At 73.5% G+C, this 16,567-nt stretch carries 12 protein-coding genes; 4 read left to right on the top strand and 8 right to left on the bottom strand.

Features of this window, described 5'->3' with window-relative positions; translation table 11 throughout:
• Nucleotides 1-266 precede the first annotated feature (266 nt).
• From ACF1DX_RS13775 to ACF1DX_RS13760, 4 genes are all read right to left on the bottom strand, one after another.
• The gene (locus tag ACF1DX_RS13775) at nucleotides 267-2,831 is read right to left on the bottom strand and encodes an FtsX-like permease family protein (protein ID WP_391791377.1); all 2,565 of its coding nucleotides are present in this window, start codon (nucleotides 2,829-2,831) and stop codon (nucleotides 267-269) included.
• Entirely contained in the window at nucleotides 2,828-3,673 is an 846-nt protein-coding gene (locus tag ACF1DX_RS13770; RefSeq protein WP_391791376.1) for an ABC transporter ATP-binding protein, read from the bottom strand. Before ACF1DX_RS13770 ends, ACF1DX_RS13775 begins: the two co-directional genes overlap by 4 nt.
• 295 nt (nucleotides 3,674-3,968) lie before the next feature.
• Entirely contained in the window at nucleotides 3,969-4,643 is a 675-nt protein-coding gene (locus tag ACF1DX_RS13765) for a response regulator (RefSeq protein WP_391791375.1), read from the bottom strand.
• A 12-nt stretch (nucleotides 4,644-4,655) separates the two neighbouring features.
• A complete protein-coding gene (locus ACF1DX_RS13760) occupies nucleotides 4,656-5,888 on the bottom strand; it encodes a sensor histidine kinase (protein ID WP_391791374.1) in 1,233 nt (410 codons plus the stop codon).
• 260 nt (nucleotides 5,889-6,148) lie between these two features.
• On the opposite strand from ACF1DX_RS13760, the gene ACF1DX_RS13755 reads away from it, so the two are divergent.
• Entirely contained in the window at nucleotides 6,149-6,919 is a 771-nt protein-coding gene (locus ACF1DX_RS13755; protein ID WP_391791373.1) for a polysaccharide deacetylase family protein, read from the top strand.
• Nucleotides 6,920-6,981: 62 nt separating this feature from the next.
• Here ACF1DX_RS13755 and ACF1DX_RS13750 read toward each other — a convergent pair whose 3' ends face one another.
• From ACF1DX_RS13750 to ACF1DX_RS13740, 3 genes are read right to left on the bottom strand one after another with little or no spacing between them, the layout of a single operon-like run.
• Nucleotides 6,982-7,491: an inclusion body family protein gene (locus tag ACF1DX_RS13750; RefSeq protein ID WP_391791372.1), complete on the bottom strand. Its 510-nt coding sequence runs from the start codon at nucleotides 7,489-7,491 to the stop codon at nucleotides 6,982-6,984.
• A 52-nt stretch (nucleotides 7,492-7,543) separates the two neighbouring features.
• Entirely contained in the window at nucleotides 7,544-9,382 is a 1,839-nt protein-coding gene (locus ACF1DX_RS13745; RefSeq protein ID WP_391791371.1) for an alpha-keto acid decarboxylase family protein, read from the bottom strand.
• Nucleotides 9,379-11,418 carry a flavin monoamine oxidase family protein gene (locus tag ACF1DX_RS13740; protein WP_391791370.1) on the bottom strand — a complete coding sequence of 680 codons (2,040 nt, stop codon included), beginning with the start codon at nucleotides 11,416-11,418 and terminating at the stop codon, nucleotides 9,379-9,381. The genes ACF1DX_RS13745 and ACF1DX_RS13740 overlap by 4 nt, the downstream gene beginning before the upstream one ends.
• 1,002 nt (nucleotides 11,419-12,420) lie before the next feature.
• Here ACF1DX_RS13740 and ACF1DX_RS13735 point away from each other — a divergent pair.
• The 3 genes from ACF1DX_RS13735 to ACF1DX_RS13725 all read left to right on the top strand — a co-directional run bounded on the left by ACF1DX_RS13735 (nucleotide 12,421) and on the right by ACF1DX_RS13725 (nucleotide 15,668).
• Nucleotides 12,421-13,365, top strand: coding sequence for an RNA polymerase sigma-70 factor (locus ACF1DX_RS13735; RefSeq protein WP_391791369.1), 945 nt, complete (start codon nucleotides 12,421-12,423; stop codon nucleotides 13,363-13,365).
• Between the two features lie 100 nt (nucleotides 13,366-13,465).
• Nucleotides 13,466-14,665, top strand: coding sequence for an NAD(P)/FAD-dependent oxidoreductase (locus ACF1DX_RS13730; RefSeq protein ID WP_391791368.1), 1,200 nt, complete (start codon nucleotides 13,466-13,468; stop codon nucleotides 14,663-14,665).
• 178 nt (nucleotides 14,666-14,843) lie between these two features.
• Entirely contained in the window at nucleotides 14,844-15,668 is an 825-nt protein-coding gene (locus ACF1DX_RS13725; RefSeq protein WP_391791367.1) for a DUF2182 domain-containing protein, read from the top strand.
• An 18-nt stretch (nucleotides 15,669-15,686) separates the two neighbouring features.
• Here the strand turns inward: ACF1DX_RS13725 and ACF1DX_RS13720 are convergent, their stop codons facing one another.
• Nucleotides 15,687-16,343: a DUF1326 domain-containing protein gene (locus ACF1DX_RS13720; protein ID WP_391791366.1), complete on the bottom strand. Its 657-nt coding sequence runs from the start codon at nucleotides 16,341-16,343 to the stop codon at nucleotides 15,687-15,689.
• Nucleotides 16,344-16,567 lie beyond the last annotated feature (224 nt).

Genomic DNA, 16,567 nt, shown 5'->3' with positions numbered 1-16,567 from the left:
TGTCCTTTCCGTCATTGCCGGGTGAGGAAGAAGCGGCGGGGCGCGCGCACGGCGTGTGGCGCTGCCGCCCCGCGGCTCGTGCCGGACGCGGGCGAGGGCCGCCGCGGCACGGTGTGCGCTGCTCCGCGGTCCGGGAGACGGGAGCCGGGAGCCGGTACGGGGTGGAAGCCGGCACGGGGTGGGGACCGGGCACGGGGTGGGGACCGGGCACAGGGTGGGGACCGGGCACGCGGACCGATGTGATGCCGGCTGCCGCCCCGGACGGGCTAGGACCAGCGGCGCAGCGCGGCCCGGGCCGGCAGCGTGACCGCGAGCAGGGTCAGGCCGACGGCGGAGGCCGCGAAGGACCCGTACAGCAGCGGGGGCACGTAGGGCATGTCACCGGTCACGCCGCTCATCATCGGAATCAGCGTGGCCGCGGCGATCGCGGAGCCGAGGACCAGGCCCACCGCGGCGACCAGCAGGCCCTCCCAGCGGAGCATCGTCATCACCTGACGCCGGGTGGAGCCGACGAGGCGCAGCGTGCCCAGCTCGCGGCGGCGGTCCAGGACCGTCATCACCAGGGTGTTGACCGCGGCCACTGCGGCGAACCCGCCGAGGACCGCGGCCATGGTGTTGTTCATCCAGGCGCCCAGCCTCGCGTCGCGGCTCTGCTCGGTGGCGTGGCCGGAGGCGTCGGTGACCTCGCCCAGGGCGGTGAGCGACTTCTCCGAGCCGCCCCGTACCAGGAGCGTGCTGTCGAAGCCCGAGGTGACGTGCCCGGCCAGGGACGCCCGGTCCATGGTCACCGTGGCCAGGCCGAGGCCGCGACCGTAGACCGCGACGATCTCGGGGCTGACCTCCGTCCCGTCGGGGAGGTGGAGCGGGAGCCGGTCGCCGACGCCGGCGTCCGCCGAGGTCGCCAGGGTCCTGTCGATGGCGATGCGGCCCTCGCCGAGCCGGTCGAGGCTGCCGTCGCGTACGTCCAGGTCCTGCACCTTCGCCAGCTCGGCGCCGGAGCCGGTGACGCCCTGGGTGGCCGCGCCCTGGAGCGCCTTGAACTCGCCGGAACCGGTCGGCACGAGCACCTGCGTGTTCAGCAGCCCCACGGCCGCCTCGACACCCGGTGCGCGGGCGGCGCGTGCCACCGCGTCCACCGGGAGCCCGGCCGGGTCCGTCACCACGTGGTCCGCGGTGATGCCCGCACGCAGCTGCCTGTCGGCGGCGTGGGTCTCGCTCGTGTGCATGAACACGAGGGTCGAGGAGAAGGCCACGGCGAGCACGATCGGGGTGATCGCGGAGGCGAGGCGGCGGGCGTGGGTACGGGAGTTGGCGGCCGCGAGCCCGGCCGCCGGGCCCGCGCCGCGCAGCGGGAGGCCGAACAGGCCGGCGCACAGCCGGGCCACCAGCGGGCCGAGCAGCCCGACGGCGAGCATGAAGAGCATGACGACGCCGAGGGCGGCGCCGGCCGCGTCGTCTCCGGTGGAGCGGGCGGACACACCGGTGAGGATCGCGCCTCCGACGAGGGCGCCGACGCCGAGGAGGGTGCGGACCGGGCCGGGCCGCAGCCGTTCCACGGACGCCTCGGACAGTGCCTGCCCCGGCTTGATCTTCGCGGGCCTGCGTCCGGCGATCCAGCCTGCGCCGAGCGCGGTGAGCAGCCCCATGACGACGGCGGCGAGCAGCGGGAGCCCGGAGACGTGCAGGTCCACGGCGCGCGGGACGGCGCCCCGGTCCTGGAGCTGCCCGAACCACCAGTGCGCGAGCCCGATGCCGGGCAGGCAGCCGACGATCCCGGCGAGCGGCGCGATGAGCAGCGCCTCGGAGGCGACCGCGCGGCGGACCTGCCGCGGGGTGGCGCCGACGGCGCGCAGCAGGGCGAATTCGCGGGCCCGCTGACCGACCGAGAGCGCGACGGTCCCGGCGGCGGTGAAGACGGCGACGAGGGCGGCGATGCCGCCGAAGGAGCCGCCGATCCCGAAGAGCGTCACCTTGGCGTACCCCAGGCCCGGGTCCTCGACGGCACCGCGGTCGTCGCCGGTGTGGACCTGGACGCCGGAGCCGGCCAGGGCCCGCTTCACGGCGCCGGCGAGGGCCTCGGCGCCGGTGCCGTCCTCCGCCTGCACGACGACGGCGTCGGCCTTGCCGGGATGCCCGGCGAGCACGGGGGCCTGGGCGTCGGCGAACCAGGCCGGGCCGCCCGCCTCGCCGGAGTCGCGGGCGGCCTCCGCGGGGCCGGCCTCGGCGAGGCCGGCGACGCGGAAGTCCCGCCGCCCGGCGGCGGTCTCCAGTACGACGGTGTCACCGACCGCGGTGTGCGCGGCGCGGGCCGTGCCCGCGTCGAGCACGACTTCCCCTTCGCGGGGCGCGGAGCCGGTGGTCAGCGAGGTGCCGGTGAAGGTGTGCGAGCCCCATCCGTGCGCGGTGAGCACACCGCCCGGAACGGCCGGTGCGCGGGCGCCGGAGCCGTCGTCCGTCGTGCGCACCGGGAAGCCGTCGTCCGTCACGCGCACCGGGAAGGTGAAGTCCGCGACGGCGGTGGCCGCACCCGGCGCCCCGGCGGCCCTCGCCGCAAGACCGGCGTCCATCCGTGCCGTGTCCGGCAGGGGCGTCGCCTCCTCCTCGCGGTCCTCGCCGCTGCCGGTGACGACGTACTCGTTCTGGTCCGCCGCCGCGACGACCGGCGCGTTCGCGTACCGTTCCGGCGGCACGGAGGCGCGCAGGCCGGTTTCGAGCAGGATTCCGCAGGCCGAGACGATCAGCGCGGACATCAGCAGCGCGAGGAAGGTCCCCGCGAAGGACGCGGGCTTGAAGCGGACGGCCTCACGGGCGAGTCCGTTGGGGCGCCTCATGCCGCGGCCCCCGCCATCGCACCGGCGTGGGAGGCGCGCGAGGTGAGCACGGCCATCCGTGCCGCGATCCGCTCCGCCGAACCGCGCTCGAGGCGGCCGGCGAAGGAACCGTCGGCGAGGAACAGCACACGGTCGGCCCAGGCGGCCGCGGCCGGGTCGTGGGTGACCATGACGACGGTGGCGCCCAGAGCGTCCACGGCGTTGCGCAGCAGGCCGAGGACCTCGGCGGCGGTGCCGGTGTCGAGGGCGCCGGTGGGTTCGTCCGCGAAGATCACGTCGGGGTTGGTGACCAGGGCGCGGGCGACGGCCACGCGCTGCTGCTGGCCGCCGGAGAGCTCGCCGGGCCGGCGCTTCGCCTTGTCGGCGAGCCCGACCTGGGCGAGCACCGCCTGCGCCCGGTGCCGGTCCTGGCGCTGCCCGGCCAGGCGCATCGGGAGCAGGACGTTCTGCTCCACGGTCAGCGACGGCAGCAGGTTGAACGCCTGGAAGACGAAGCCGAGCCGGCTGCGGCGCAGCTCGGTGAGCTCGTTCTCGTTCATGCCGGTGATCTCCGTGCCGCCGAGGCGCACGGATCCCGCGGTCGGCCGGTCGAGCCCGGCGGCGCACTGCAGGAAGGTCGACTTGCCGGACCCGGACGGGCCCATGACCGCGGTGAACGTGCCGCGCGGCAGGGCGAGGTCGACGCCCGCCAGGGCGTGCACCGTGCCCGCCCCGCGGCCGTACTGCCGCCGGACGTCGCGCAGTTCGACGGCGAGACCGGGCGTGACGGCCGGGACCCCGGGCCGGTGGTCCACCTCCGGCCGGTGGTCCGCCTTCTGCCGCTTGTTCCTGCGTAGCCTCATGTCCCGTCTCCCTCGTACACGCATTCTCTGTGACGGGTGAAGAGTGCGGGGACGGCTGTGCGCCGGGCGTCATACCGGGGAGCCAATGTGGGGGTGCTACCCCGGTAGGGGAGGGAGGAGAGGCGGGGGCGGTCCTCCTCGGATGCTGTCGGCGCCTCCGCCCGGCGGCTGCCGGTACCCGCCGCGCGGACGACGGGGGAGCGATGCTCCGGGCGGAACGGCGTCTACGCGGTGCGTCGCCCGGAGCGTCGCTCCCCTCGGTGTCCTGTGACGGGACGCGCCCACAGCACCGGTCCTACTCGCCCGGGGCCACCAGCCCCGACTCGTAGGCGAAGACCACCGCCTGGGCGCGGTCGCGCAGGCCGAGTTTGGTGAGGACGCGGCTGACGTGCGTCTTCACCGTCTGCTCGGCCAGCACCAGCGTCTGCGCGATCTCCCCGTTCGACTGGCCGCGGGCCACCAGGGTGAGCACCTCGGTCTCGCGTTCCGTCAGGCCTTTGAGCCGCAGCGCGGGCTTGCCCCGGGCGGCGGGGCGCTGCTTGGCGAAGTCCGCGATGAGGCGGCGCGTCACGGAGGGGGCGAGCAGCGCGTCGCCCGAGGCCACGACGCGGACCGCCGCGATGAGGTCGGCCGGCGGCGCGTCCTTGAGCAGGAAGCCGCTCGCGCCCGCCCGGAGCGCCTCGTAGACGTAGTCGTCGACGTCGAACGTGGTGAGCATCAGGACGCGCGGCCGGTGAGTCACACCAAGTGCCGGCTCCAGGAGGCGGCGTGTGGCCTCCAGCCCGTCCATCTCGGGCATCCGCACGTCCATCAGCACGACGTCCGGGTGGGTACGCCGGCTCAGCTCGACGCCCTGCGCGCCGTCGGGGGCCTCGCCCACCACGTCGATGTCGCTCTGGGCGGCCAGCAGCGCGGCGAAGCCGGCCCGCACCATGGCCTGGTCGTCGACGATGATGACGCGCGTCGTCACGTGAGGTCCTTTTCAGTCGAGGGGGTTCAGAGGAAGTCGGGCGGCGACCCGGAAGCCGCCGTCCGGCAGCGGCCCCGCGTCGAGACTGCCGCCGACGAGCCGCACCCGCTCGCGCATGCCGACGAGCCCGTGCCCGGTGCCACCCGCCTCGAGCGGCCCGTCGGGCGGCTGGGGCGGAGGTCCGTTGACGACCAGGACGGTGAGCCGCTCACCGCACCGCGGATCGGACTCCGTCACCGACAGCGACACCTGCGTACGGGCACCCGGCGCGTGTCGCACGATGTTCGCGAGGGCCTCCTGGACGATCCGGTACGCGGACAGGCCGATCGCCTCGGACACCTCGACGTCGCAGGGGGTGAACTCCACCGGCCCGACGGTCCTCGCCGTCGCCTCCACCAGCTGTCCGATCTGCGTCAGGCCCGGCTGGGGCACGAGCTCGCCGTGCGCCTCCTCGTTCCGCAGCACACCGAGGAGGCGGCGCATCTCGCCGAGCGACTCCCGCGCGGTCGCCGCGATGGACGTGAACTCCTCCCGTACGTCCGGCGGCAGCCTGTCGAGGCGGTACTCCGCGGTGTCCGCCTGCACCGTGATGACGGACATGTGGTGCGCCACCACGTCGTGCAGCTCGCGTGCGATCCGGGCACGCTCCTCCAGCAGCGTCCGCCTGCCGCGCTCGGCCTCGCTGATCGTCTCCTGCTCGACCAGCCTGCGCTGCACCTCGTACCGCTCGCGCAGCACGCCGCCCAGCAGGAGCGCGACGCCGCCGAGGATGGTGAACAGCATCTCCTCGGCCCCGAAGCCGTGCGGCGCGACGAACCCCAGGCCGACATTGGCGCCCGCCGTGGCGAGCCACACCAGCACCAGCGTCCGGCTCCGCTCGCGCAGCCCCAGGGCGAGGCAGAGGGCGACGTACCCGACGAGTTCCATGGGCGGGAACGGCCACAGCAGTCGCTCCTCGAAGTCGACGGCGCGCAGGGCCAGCGCCCCGGCCACGTCCGCGACGACGACCACGTACCAGGCCCGCAGCGGCCGTACGACGGCGAGCAGCAGCGGCGCGGCCTGCGCGACGGCCAGCCCGCCGGCGACGCCTCCGTTCAGGCCGTAGTCGGCGGTGAGGACCACGATGGTGGTGGGCAGCAGGGCGACGCACAGCACGAACGCCAGCGCCCAGGGCAGCACCCGCACCCACCGCCGTGAGGCCCCCGCGAGCAGCGCGCGCGGGCGTTCCTCCTCCACTGGGGTCATGGACACCAGCCTATGTGCCGCGGGACGGCGTCAGGAGACGCGCGACCGCCGGGCATCGTCCTCCGCCGCCGTCTTCCCCTGGTGCGTACGCACTACGGGCCGGTCCGCCGCCGGCCGCCGCTCGTCGAGTTGTCCGCGAACTCCCCCGGCATTGTCCGTGATCGGTAACGGACGCATCCCGAGGGCACCGGGCTCCGTCATGTCAGGTGGGTTCGGGTTGGCCGGGGCCCGACGGACAACTACGCGAGGGCGGGACGGACATGGCACGGCACGGCGGCGGGCGGGGCTGGTACGGCAAGCTGGTCGGGGCGGCGCTCGGGGTGACGGTGCTCGCCGTCGGCGCCTCGGTGTGGACCGCGCAGGCCGGTCCCGTGGGCGGCCCGCCGAAGGCGACCGCGTCCGCCGCGCCGGGCGGTGACGCCGAGCCGGTCGACGTGAGCATCGCGCACGCCTCGGACGCGGGGGCGCGCGGCGTCAACATCACCATCGACGACGGCCCCGACCCCGCGTGGACCCCCCAAGTCCTCGACATCCTGCGGGAGTACGGGGTGAAGGCCACGTTCTGCGTGACGGGGATCCAGGCCCAGGCCCACCCGGACCTCGTGAAGGAGGTCGTCGCGGCCGGGCACCGGCTGTGCAACCACACGGTGTCGCACGACACCGCCATGGACAAGAAGTCCGAGGCCTACCAGTCGAAGGAGATCCTCGACGCCGAACGCATGATCGTCAAGGCGTCCGGGGGCGTCCGGTCGATGTACTACCGCGCCCCCGGCGGGGCCTTCACCCCCTACAGCCGCGAACTGGCCGCCTCCCGGGGCATGCGCCCGCTGGGCTGGAACGTGGACACCAAGGACTTCGAGCAGCCGGGCGCCGACGCCATCGTCGCCACCGTCCAGCGGGAGATCCCGGGCGGGCCGACCGTCCTCTTCCACGACGCGGGCGGCGACCGCGCCCAGACCGTCGAGGCCCTGCGCCGCGTCCTGCCCTGGCTCGAGGAGCAGGGTTACACCTTCGGCTTCCCGGTGCGCTGAGCCCGCGGTCCCTCCGCGACCGCCACGTCACGGAGGGACCGGTTTTCACCCGGGGGCCGCCGTCAGGGGCGCTCGATGGTGATGAAGGGGTCCCACTGGAAGTAGCCCTTCAGGTTGCGGTGGCGGTCCAGGATCTGGAAGTAGAAGTGGTACACGACCTTGCCGGTCCGCTTGACCGTCGTCCGCCAGTAGTGGTCCTCGTACTCCTGGGTCGTGAACGCCGGCGTGCCCTCGCTCCCCTCCTGCGGCATCGGGTAGACGCCGTCGACCACCTCGATCTCCGGCGTCCTGATGAGCACGTGGTCGTTGTCGCTGCTCACGTACCGGTACAGGAGTGCCTTGTAGTCGCTGCCGAGCGACAGCGTCGTCTCCCGCCACTTGACGCTGTCCCCGGGTTCGGCCCGGAGGTTCAGCTCGGCGCCCGAGGTGCCGATGATGTGGTCCTGGCGCGTGGTCATGTAGATCAGGCTCTGGTCGACGTAGGTCGGCGCGTCGGGGTTCTTCGACGCGCCGGGGTTGCGTTCGACGATCGTCGCCGCGTCGAACGCGATCAGCACGTTGAGTTCGGCCATGTCCTGCCCCTTTCGGATACGGGTCGTGCTCCCTGACGGGCCGGGCGGCCCGTCAGGCGGTCGCGGGGGGCTTCGGCACCTTGTACGCCATCGCCCGCGGGTAGTCGTGCCGGTGCAGGCGGACGCGGACCAGCAGCGGTCCGGCGTTGACCGGGTCGGCGGGGTCGGTGAGGCGGGCCAGCAGGGCGTCCAGTTCGGCGGTGTCCGTGACGTGGACGCCGTTCGCCGGGGTGTCCCGGCCGGCGAAGACGGCCGCGAGGCGGTCGTAGTGCCACGGGTGGAGGACGTTGTAGAAGTCCGGCTCGGGACGGTTCCGTCCGGCGTAGTAGGACGGGTGGACCAGCATCTGCTCGATGCCGTAGAAGTGCCCGTTGTCCATGACGAACACCACCGACCGCAGCCCGAGCCGGGTGTGGGTGGAGATCTCCTGGCAGGTCTCCTGGAAGGCGCCGTCGCCGACGAACACCATCGGACGGGCGGGCGCGCGTTCGGGGGCGAGCGCGGCGCCGGTCGCCGCGCCGACCGACCAGCCGATGGACAGCCAGCTGACCTGGGACAGGAACCCGCCCGCGGGCAGCGACAGGTTCATCGAGCCGATGAGGGAGAACGCGGCGTCGGAGACGACCGTCCAGTCCTCCCGGGTCTCCTCGCCCAGGAAGTGGTTGATCCGGTCGAACACGCCGTCGTAGGTGAGGGGTTCGGGCGGACGGGACACCGAGCCGGGAACGCTGAGTGAGGCCCGGTGGTGTCCCAGGGTGGCGGGGCGGTGCCCGGACGCTCCGTGGTGGGAGTGGGCCTCGGCGTAGTAGTCGGCGGTCAGCCCGCCGGATCCGTAGGCCTTGACCAGCGCGTCCTGGAGGGCGGGCAGCAGGTGTCCGAGCTGTACGTCGGGGAAGTAGGAGGTGCCGACGCTGACACCGCCGTGCGCGGCCATCACCCAGTCGGTGCCGACGCACTGCTCGCCGCCGAGATTCTTCGACGTGGACCAGGCGCCGAGCCCGATCCGGCAGGTGGCCCAGTCCTTGAAGATCCGGTGCACGTCCGGATGGCTGGCGTGGCCGTTGTAGACGCCGTGGAACTGCGGCTGGTCCTCGTCGAGTACGGCCTTGGCGCCGACGGTGGTGCAGAACGGCACCCCGGTGGCCTCCACCAGGTCGGTGAGCGGTCCGCCGAGGCGGAACCGGTCGGTCTCCTCGCCGGCCCACACGATCGGGCGGGGCCTGCCGTCCGGCCCTGGGTGCTCCTCGATCAGGGTGAGGATCGCGTGGACGGCGTTGTCCAGCATCGTGCGGCCGCGGGCGCCGAGCGGCCGTTCACGGGGGACGATCGGCGCCTCGGGTGCGGCGCAGGGCTCGTCCCACAGGTCCTCCATGACCTCCAGGTAGACCGGCTTGCGCTCGGTCAGGCAGGCGGTGAGCGCGGCGTCGATCCGGCCGGGGGCCAGGCCCGGGTGGGAGATGACCTGCGCGTCCACGGTGACCTGCCGGTAGACGTCCAGGTTGCTCTCCGTGCGCGGGCTCATGTGGGAGGTCAGCAGGCCGAGGGCGCGCTGGTTCTGCCACTGCTCGTAGGGCGGGGAGGCGTTGACGGCGACGAGCGGGACCTGCTCGACGTAGGCGCCGCCGCAGGCGTTGAGCAGGTTGAACGCGCCGACGCTGTAGGTGACGGCGGCGGCGCCGATGCCGTGGATGCGGGCGTAGGCGTCGGCGGCCTGTCCGGCACCGCCCTCGGTGGGGGTGCCGACCCACTCGATGTCGCCCTCGGCGCGCAGGGCGGTCAGGAACGGGCCGAGGTGGTTGCCGGGGACGCCGAAGAGGTGGGTGATGCCCAGCTCGGCCAGGCGCAGGGCGAGGTGGCGGGCGACCGTGCACCCGGGGTCGAAAGCGATCACGACGCGTACTCCTCCCGGTCCGGGCCCGGGACGGTGACCGGCGCGGCCCGGTGGACGGCGACGGCGGCGCGGACGGCGCTCTCCAGGGCTCCCTCGATCCAGGCGTGCTTGAGGGAGGTGTGCTCCCCGGCGAAGTGGACGGGGCCCTCGGGCCGGGAGACGTCCAGGTGGAAGCTGGTCATCTGGTGGGCGGTGTAGAGGGCGGCCTCCCCGAAGGCGTACGGGTCGCGGGCCCAGGACTGGGTGGCGCCCCGGCCGGTGAAGAACACCTCGATACGGCGGCCGTGCAGGGCCTGGAGGTTGCGCAGGGCGTAGACGTAGCGCTCGGCGTCGGGCATGGAGTCCCAGCGGGCGGCGTCGTCGGACCAGCAGTACGAGGCGAGGACGACACCGCCGGTGCTGCCCTCGACCCGGTGCGAGGGGTAGTACATGAACCGGTTGGGGTTGTCGGCGGCGGAGCCCCCGCCGAAGCAGTGGGTGGCGGGGCGGACGGCGGGGCCGCGCAGCGGCAGGCCGCCGTCGATCCGCCGCATCTCCTCGGTGACGCCGTTGTCCTTGACCGCGGCGCCGAGCAGGCCGGCGGCCGGATCGGGGAGGGTGATGCGGGGCGCGGTGTCCGCCCCGCCGCTGTGCCGGTAGTACGCGTACAGGCCCGGCGCGATGTTCTCCAGCTCGTCGTGCCAGTCGTCCTCGGTGAACTCCCACCACCGGTGGCTGAACTCCAGCAGCACCTTGGTGGCCTGGTCGTAGTGCGTCTCGATGATCGCGCGGCGCTTCTTGTACGACATCGAGGGGACGATCTCCACGAAGCGCAGCGCGGAGAACGGGACGGTGACGATCGCCAGGTCCGCGGTCCACGTGCGCGGCGGGGCCTGGGGGTCGTCCTCGGCGACGGTCTGCACGGCCACGCCCCAGCCGTCGGGACCGACGGCGCCGGTTCCCTCGGGGTCGGCGTCGCGGCTGGGGTCGTGGTATTCGAGGCGGATCATGCGGTGGCCGAGCCGCACCTCGTCGAGCAGGCCCTGGTGGAGGGCGTCCGGCAGGCGCCAGCTGCCGCCCGGGATCTCCCAGTAGCGGACGCCGGGGTTGATGTCGCTGCGGCTGAGGAAGCTGTGGAAGAAGGAGAGGTGCAGCCGGGAGGACATGTTCTCCAGCGTTCCGATGGCCTCGACCGCCTCGTCGCTGAGCCCGGCGTGGTCGCGCAGGAAGCCGCCCATCGAGTAGCCGTCGAAGTCACGGATCACCCGGGCCCAGCCCTCGACCCACTCGTCGAACGGTTTGTCGACGCGCTTTCCGTCGACGATGTGGGAGTAGTGGTCGCGCACGCTCTCCAGCGCGTCGTCGACCATCTTCACCACGGGGGCGCGGACCTCGTCGTCGGTGAGGTGGAACTCCTCGTTGATCCGTTCGGGACCGGTGGCGTAGTCGGCCCGCCGCACCTGGACCCGGTTGGCGCGGATCCAGGAGTTGCCGCGCTTGTCGGGTTCGCGGAAGTCGGGGCTGTCGTCGCCGTAGGTCCAGGTCCGGCCGGTGAAGGACGTGTAGGTGACCGGGGGGACGGGGACGTCGGGGCCGCTGCCGGTGGAGGGGTCCACGTCCACGTTGTAGAACTGGCGGCGGCCGAGTCCGAGTTTGTCGACGAGGGCGAGGACGAGCGGATGGAAGTCGGGCAGCCGCATGGCGCCCGCCTCGGCGTACTGGGCGGGGTCGGCGAAGGGCTGGTGGTGCTCGGTGGCGCGGAAGGTCTTGATGCGTCCGCCGACGCGGCCGGTGTTGGCCTCGAGGACGGTGACGTCGTGGCCGGCGTCCTTGAGCAGGCGGCCGGCGACGAGGCCGGTGATGCCGGCTCCGATGATCAGGATCTTCTTGCGCGGGTGGCGGGTGGGGCCGAGGTGGCCCGTGTCGATCAGGGTGTGGAGGTAGTCGAGCTTGAGGTCCTTGCCGTCCGGGCCGACGAGAAGGAGTTCGCGGGCAAGTCGGAGACAGGTCTGCCAGCGCGCACGGGTGGCGGAGTTTTCCCGTGGAATGTCGGTCATGGTTTCAGATCGTAGAGATGGAGAAACGGTTTCCCGTTCCCTCCGGAAAACAAAGTCCAAAAAACACCGATCGCACCGCTTGACGTAAATTCGACTTGCTCGGATCGTCCTTGTCGGACGGCAGGTTCACCAGGGACGGATGGGGAAAAAGAAACGAAGCCGAATCGATAATCCATTTATGGAATGCGGAAATCCTGATGTCTCGATGACGGTGGTCACGCCGGCCGGCCGGGGCGGAAAGGGAACCGGAACGGCGATTTTCCGCCGAGCCGTCGCCGCCGCGGCCTCGCTCGACGCCGTCGGCCCTCCGAGTGCCGCGGACGCCGACGCGGGAGGCAGCGGCGGCACGGCGCGAAGGGCATCGTCCGGGCTTCGCAAGCCGGTTGACAGTCCGTCACCGGCACGGGGCAGGGGCCGGCATCGGTGCAGGCCCCGCGCCCCGCACGCCGTCCGCGGCCACGGCCACGCCCGGACACGGTTCACCGGAAGAGCCGCGCCGTTTCGGAGGCGTCCCGGTCCGGAGTCGTATGAACGCAATGCGCGGCGCGCGAGCCCGCCCCTCCTCAGCCATTCCGGAGACGAACCCCGGGATCACGGACCTGAGGTCTCATGCCGTCGACGCACGGGATTCGGGAAGGGAAAGCACCTCAAGCGACGGTGCGCTTCTCATCACCGAAATCCGCGACAACGCCCGGCCGGCTCCCGGTGTTTCCACGGAGGACCTGAGAGGGGCCGCATCGGCCCGGTCCGGTTCGCCGTGCTCGATCGCGAAGACGCGGCGACCTCCCGCCGGTGCGCCGGATCGTGCGGCGGAGCGGCGTGGGCGATCGTCCGTCAGTACGTCGAGCGGCGGAAACGCCCGTTCTCCGGTGCGCGTCGGAGCGGCCTCGGGACGCCGTTCGTCCCCGGCGGGATCGCCAGGTGCTCTCCGCAGGGGTCCCGGCGGGCGTCCGAAGCCGCCGCCCGCGCCCCCGGGGACCGGGCCGGGCTAGGATCCGGAGCATGGCCCTGACCGTGGAGGACGTGGACCGGTTCGAGGCCTCCAGGCCCCGTCTGGAGGCCATCGGCTACCGCCTGCTCGGTTCCGCGAGCGAGGCCGAGGACGCCGTGCAGGAGACGTTCCTGCGGTGGCAGGCCGCCGACACCGGCCGCATCGAGGTCCCCGAGGCCTGGCTGACGAAGGTGCTCACCAACCTGTGCCTCAACCAGCTCACCTCGGCCCGCGCCCGGCGCGAGACCTACGTGGGCGAGTGGCTCCCCGAGCCGCTGCTCGCCGGCGACCGGATGCTCGGCCCCGCCGACACCGCCGAACAGCGCGAGTCGGTCTCGTACGCCGTCCTCACCCTGCTGGAACGCCTCTCCCCCAACGAGCGGGCGGTGTACGTGCTGCGGGAGGCCTTCGACTACCCGCACCGGGAGATCGCCGGGATCCTCGACCTCACCGAGGCCGCCAGTCAGCAGATCTTCCACCGGGCCAGGAAGCACGTCGCGGACGGCAAGGCCCGCACCGAGATCGACGAGGCCGCCGCCCGGCGGGTCGTCGACGAGTTCCTCGCCGCCGCCACCAGCGGCCGGACCGAGCCGCTCGTACGGCTGCTCACCCAGGACGCCGTCGCGGTCGGCGACGGCGGCGGGAAGGTCCCGGCCCGCGCCAAGGCGTTCGAGGGCGCGCTCGCGGTCGCCACGTTCATGCGGGGCCTGTTCAAGCCGGGCAAGGCCAAGCGCGACCTCGTGGGCGGTTCGCCCGGCGTCCACGCCACCACCGCCAACGGCGACCCCGCCCTGGTGGCGGTCGTCGACGGCCGGATCGTCGGCATCATGTGCTTCGCGGTCACCCCCGAGGGCATCACCGCGATCCGCAGCCAGGTGAACCCCGACAAGCTGGAGCGCGCGACCCGGCTCTGGGCGGCCGCCGACCACGGAGAACCCCTGCTCATCGCCTTCTGAGCGCCATGTGACGCACGTCACAATCCACTCCTGTCAGGAAACGGCGGGCCGCCCGGTTCAAGGGGCGACCCGCCGAAGAGCCGACGACAGGAGCAGGGAAATGCAGCACCGCATCATCGTCCTCGGAGCCGGATACGCCGGAGCCGTCGCCGCCGGACGCCTGGCCAAGCGGCTGCGCCGGGAAGACGTCGCGATCACCCTCGTCAACGCCGAGCCCGACTTCGTCGAACGCGTCCGCATGCACCAGCTCGCCGTGGGCCAGGAGCTCAGGCCCCGCCCCCTCGGCGAGATGTTCGCGGGCACCGGCGTGGAACCGGTGGTCGCGAAGGTGACGGGCGTGGACGCCGACCGCAGGACGGTCACCGTCACCGACGACACCGGGGGGAGCCGGCGGCTGACGTACGACACCCTCGTGTACGCCCTCGGCAGCGGCTGGGACACCCGTGGCGTCCCCGGCGCCGCCGAACACGCCCACGAGATCGCCAGCCGCCCCGGGGCCCTCCGGCTGCGCGAGCGCCTGGCCGGCCTGGAGGCGGGGCGGTCCGTGGTCGTGGTCGGCGGCGGACTCACCGGCCTGGAGGCCGCGACCGAGATCGCCGAGTCCCGCCCGGACCTCGACGTCTCCCTCGCCGCCCGCGGCGACCTCGGCGACTGGCTCTCCGCCAAGGGCCGCCGGCACCTGCGCAAGGTCGTCGACGGGCTCGGCGTCACGGTGCACGAACGGACCTCCGTCACCGCCGTCGGGGCCGACCACGTCACCACCGCCGACGGCCGCTCCCTCCCGGCCGCGGTCACCCTGTGGACCACCGGCTTCGCCGTCCACCCGCTCGCCAGGGCCACCACCCTGGAGACCACCGGCACCGGCCGGATCGTGGTCGACGCCACCATGCGCTCCGTCTCGCACCCGGAGGTGTACGCCGTCGGCGACGCGGCGCTGGTACAGGGGCCCGGCGACAAGCCGCTGCGGATGTCGTGCGCCTCGGGCGTCCCCACCGCCTGGCAGGCCGCCGACGCCATCGCGGCCCGCCTGACCGGCGGCAAGCTCCCGGACACCCCGCTGCGCTACTTCAACCAGTGCGTCTCGCTGGGCCGCAAGGAGGGCCTGATCCAGTACGTCACCGCCGACGACCGCTCCGTCGACGCGGCCCTGACCGGACGCCTCGCCGCCCTCTACAAGGAACTGGTCTGCAAGGGCGCCGCCTGGGGCGTGGCCCACCCGACCCTCGGCGTTCCGGTCCGCCGCCGCGCCCTGGTCCCCGCCCCGGCCGCCCCGGCCACCCCGCTCAGGCCGGCGGCCTGAACACGGCGGGGGTACGTGCGGGAGCGTCCGGTGGGGTGGCGTGGCCACACACCGGACGCACCGCGTACCCGCTCCTGCCCGACCGGGGCGGGCGCCGCGCTCCCCCGGCCGCGCGGCGCGAGGTCGCGGTGCGCGGGGACGCGTGCTGTCCTGGAGACAGCGGCAGGAGTACACACCGATGCGCCACAGCCGGACTTCCCCCCTCGCTCCCGCCCGGCCGGCCGCGCCGACCGGGGCGGGCGGAGGTCTGCTGCCGGCCCGGGAGCTCGCGGTCGCCTGGTTCCTGGTCGCCCTGATCGCGGTGCCCGCCTGGGTCCTCACCGTCGGGCAGGCCCGGGACATGGGCGTCGGGCCCGGCACGATGGGGACGGCGCTGCCGCTGTTCCTGCCGCTCTGGGTGACGATGACGGCGGCCATGATGCTGCCGTCCATGGCACCGGTGGCCCTCACCTGGGTGCGGGGGATCGGCCGGCGCTCCTCCGGCCGGGCGCGGGTCGCGCGCACCGCCGGGTTCGTGGGCGGGTACCTGCTCGTGTGGACCGCCTTCGGGGTCCTCGCCTACGCGGCCCTGGCCCTCACCGGCGACCTGGTGGACGACCACCCGACGGCGGGACGCCGGCTCGGTGCGGTGGCCTTCCTGCTCGCGGGCCTGTACCAGCTCGGCCCCCTCAAGAGCGTCTGTCTGCGGCACTGCCGCGACCCCATGGGGCAGCTCGTGCGGTACGCCGCGTTCCGCGGGCCGGCCCGCGACCTGCGGGTGGGCGTCCACCACGGCGCCTACTGCGTCGGCTGCTGTGCGGGACTGATGGCCGTCCTGATCCCGCTCGGCGTGATGAACGTGGCGGCGATGGCGGGACTGGCCGTGGTGATCTTCGTGGAGAAGCTGTGGTCCCGCGGTCCGCTGCTCGCCCGGGTCGTGGGCGTGGCGTTCCTCGTCCTGGCCGTCCTCGCCCTGTTCCAGGACTGGCTGCTGCCCGGCCTGACCCCGATGCCCGGCATGTGAGCGGACCGCCCCGGTCCCTCACTCCGGCCCGCTCCAGTCGAACCGGAAGTGCTTGCTCGACTTCCCCGAGCGTTCCCAGGAGAAGCCGAAGGCGTCGGCGCGGTCGGTGGTGGCCCGGCCCCAGGTGGCCACCTGGCCCGGCCCGACCTCGGCGCCGGGCGCGTTGTGCACCTGGACCCGTGCGCCGTCCGGCGTCGTCGGGCCGGTGAGCGCCTCGGCCTCGGCCGTGACCCGGCCGGGGATCTCCGCCCGCCACGTCGCGAGGTCCTCGTCGATCTCCACGTGGACGGGGGCGACGTCCGTGCCGCGCATCTCGGGGTGGAACATCTCCCCGAACTGCGCGGGCCATCCGCCCGCCTCACCGCCGAAGACGGTTCCGAGCGCGGCGCGCTGCCGCTCGTCGGCCCGTTCGTCGAGGAAGACCGCGGCGTACGGATCGGTGTGCGTACCGGCCCAGGGGTTGCCGGTGAAGGAGCCGAGCATCAGGACGTTGAGACCGTCGAGCCGCACGTCGCCGAAGGTGCCTTCCCGGATGTGCCAGACCAGCACGCCTTCGCAGTCGCCGTAGGTCGGGGGCTGGGCGAACGTACAGGGACACGGTATGGCGCACTTGCACACGTCGAACCAGTCGCCGGCCAGGTGCCAGCGCGTAACGGTGGTGGCCTGCTCTGTCATCTCGCTTTCCTCCTGCCGGGCCCAGGGGCCCACTCGGAGCGGCGAGACCGCGTGTCCCGAGCCCGCACCCGGGATGACGAGGCGGCCTCCCTTCCAGCTTGCACCTCGCCGCCCGGCGGGGGAACCCCGCCCGTGGTGCCCCCGCCGCACCGGACGGCCCTTCGCTTCGGAGCACCGTGCTCGCGTGAGGTTCTTCTGGCGACGAGGCGGCGGTACGGCGGTAC

The sequence above is a fragment of the Streptomyces sp. NPDC014676 genome, assembly GCF_043084105.1.
In the GTDB taxonomy this organism is placed as follows: Bacteria; Actinomycetota; Actinomycetes; order Streptomycetales; family Streptomycetaceae; genus Streptomyces.
Note: the sequence above shows the minus strand (reverse complement) of the source record. Positions and strands in the feature narration are given on the sequence as shown.

Coding starts and splice junctions, on each gene's coding strand:
- ACF1DX_RS13775 (WP_391791377.1), bottom strand. CDS start 2,831: ATGAGGCGCCCCAACGGACTCGCCCGTGAGGCCGTCCGCTTCAAGCCC.
- ACF1DX_RS13770 (WP_391791376.1), bottom strand. CDS start 3,673: ATGAGGCTACGCAGGAACAAGCGGCAGAAGGCGGACCACCGGCCGGAG.
- ACF1DX_RS13760 (WP_391791374.1), bottom strand. CDS start 5,888: ATGACCCCAGTGGAGGAGGAACGCCCGCGCGCGCTGCTCGCGGGGGCC.
- ACF1DX_RS13755 (WP_391791373.1), top strand. CDS start 6,149: ATGGCACGGCACGGCGGCGGGCGGGGCTGGTACGGCAAGCTGGTCGGG.
- ACF1DX_RS13750 (WP_391791372.1), bottom strand. CDS start 7,491: ATGGCCGAACTCAACGTGCTGATCGCGTTCGACGCGGCGACGATCGTC.
- ACF1DX_RS13740 (WP_391791370.1), bottom strand. CDS start 11,418: ATGACCGACATTCCACGGGAAAACTCCGCCACCCGTGCGCGCTGGCAG.
- ACF1DX_RS13735 (WP_391791369.1), top strand. CDS start 12,421: ATGGCCCTGACCGTGGAGGACGTGGACCGGTTCGAGGCCTCCAGGCCC.
- ACF1DX_RS13730 (WP_391791368.1), top strand. CDS start 13,466: ATGCAGCACCGCATCATCGTCCTCGGAGCCGGATACGCCGGAGCCGTC.
- ACF1DX_RS13725 (WP_391791367.1), top strand. CDS start 14,844: ATGCGCCACAGCCGGACTTCCCCCCTCGCTCCCGCCCGGCCGGCCGCG.
- ACF1DX_RS13720 (WP_391791366.1), bottom strand. CDS start 16,343: ATGACAGAGCAGGCCACCACCGTTACGCGCTGGCACCTGGCCGGCGAC.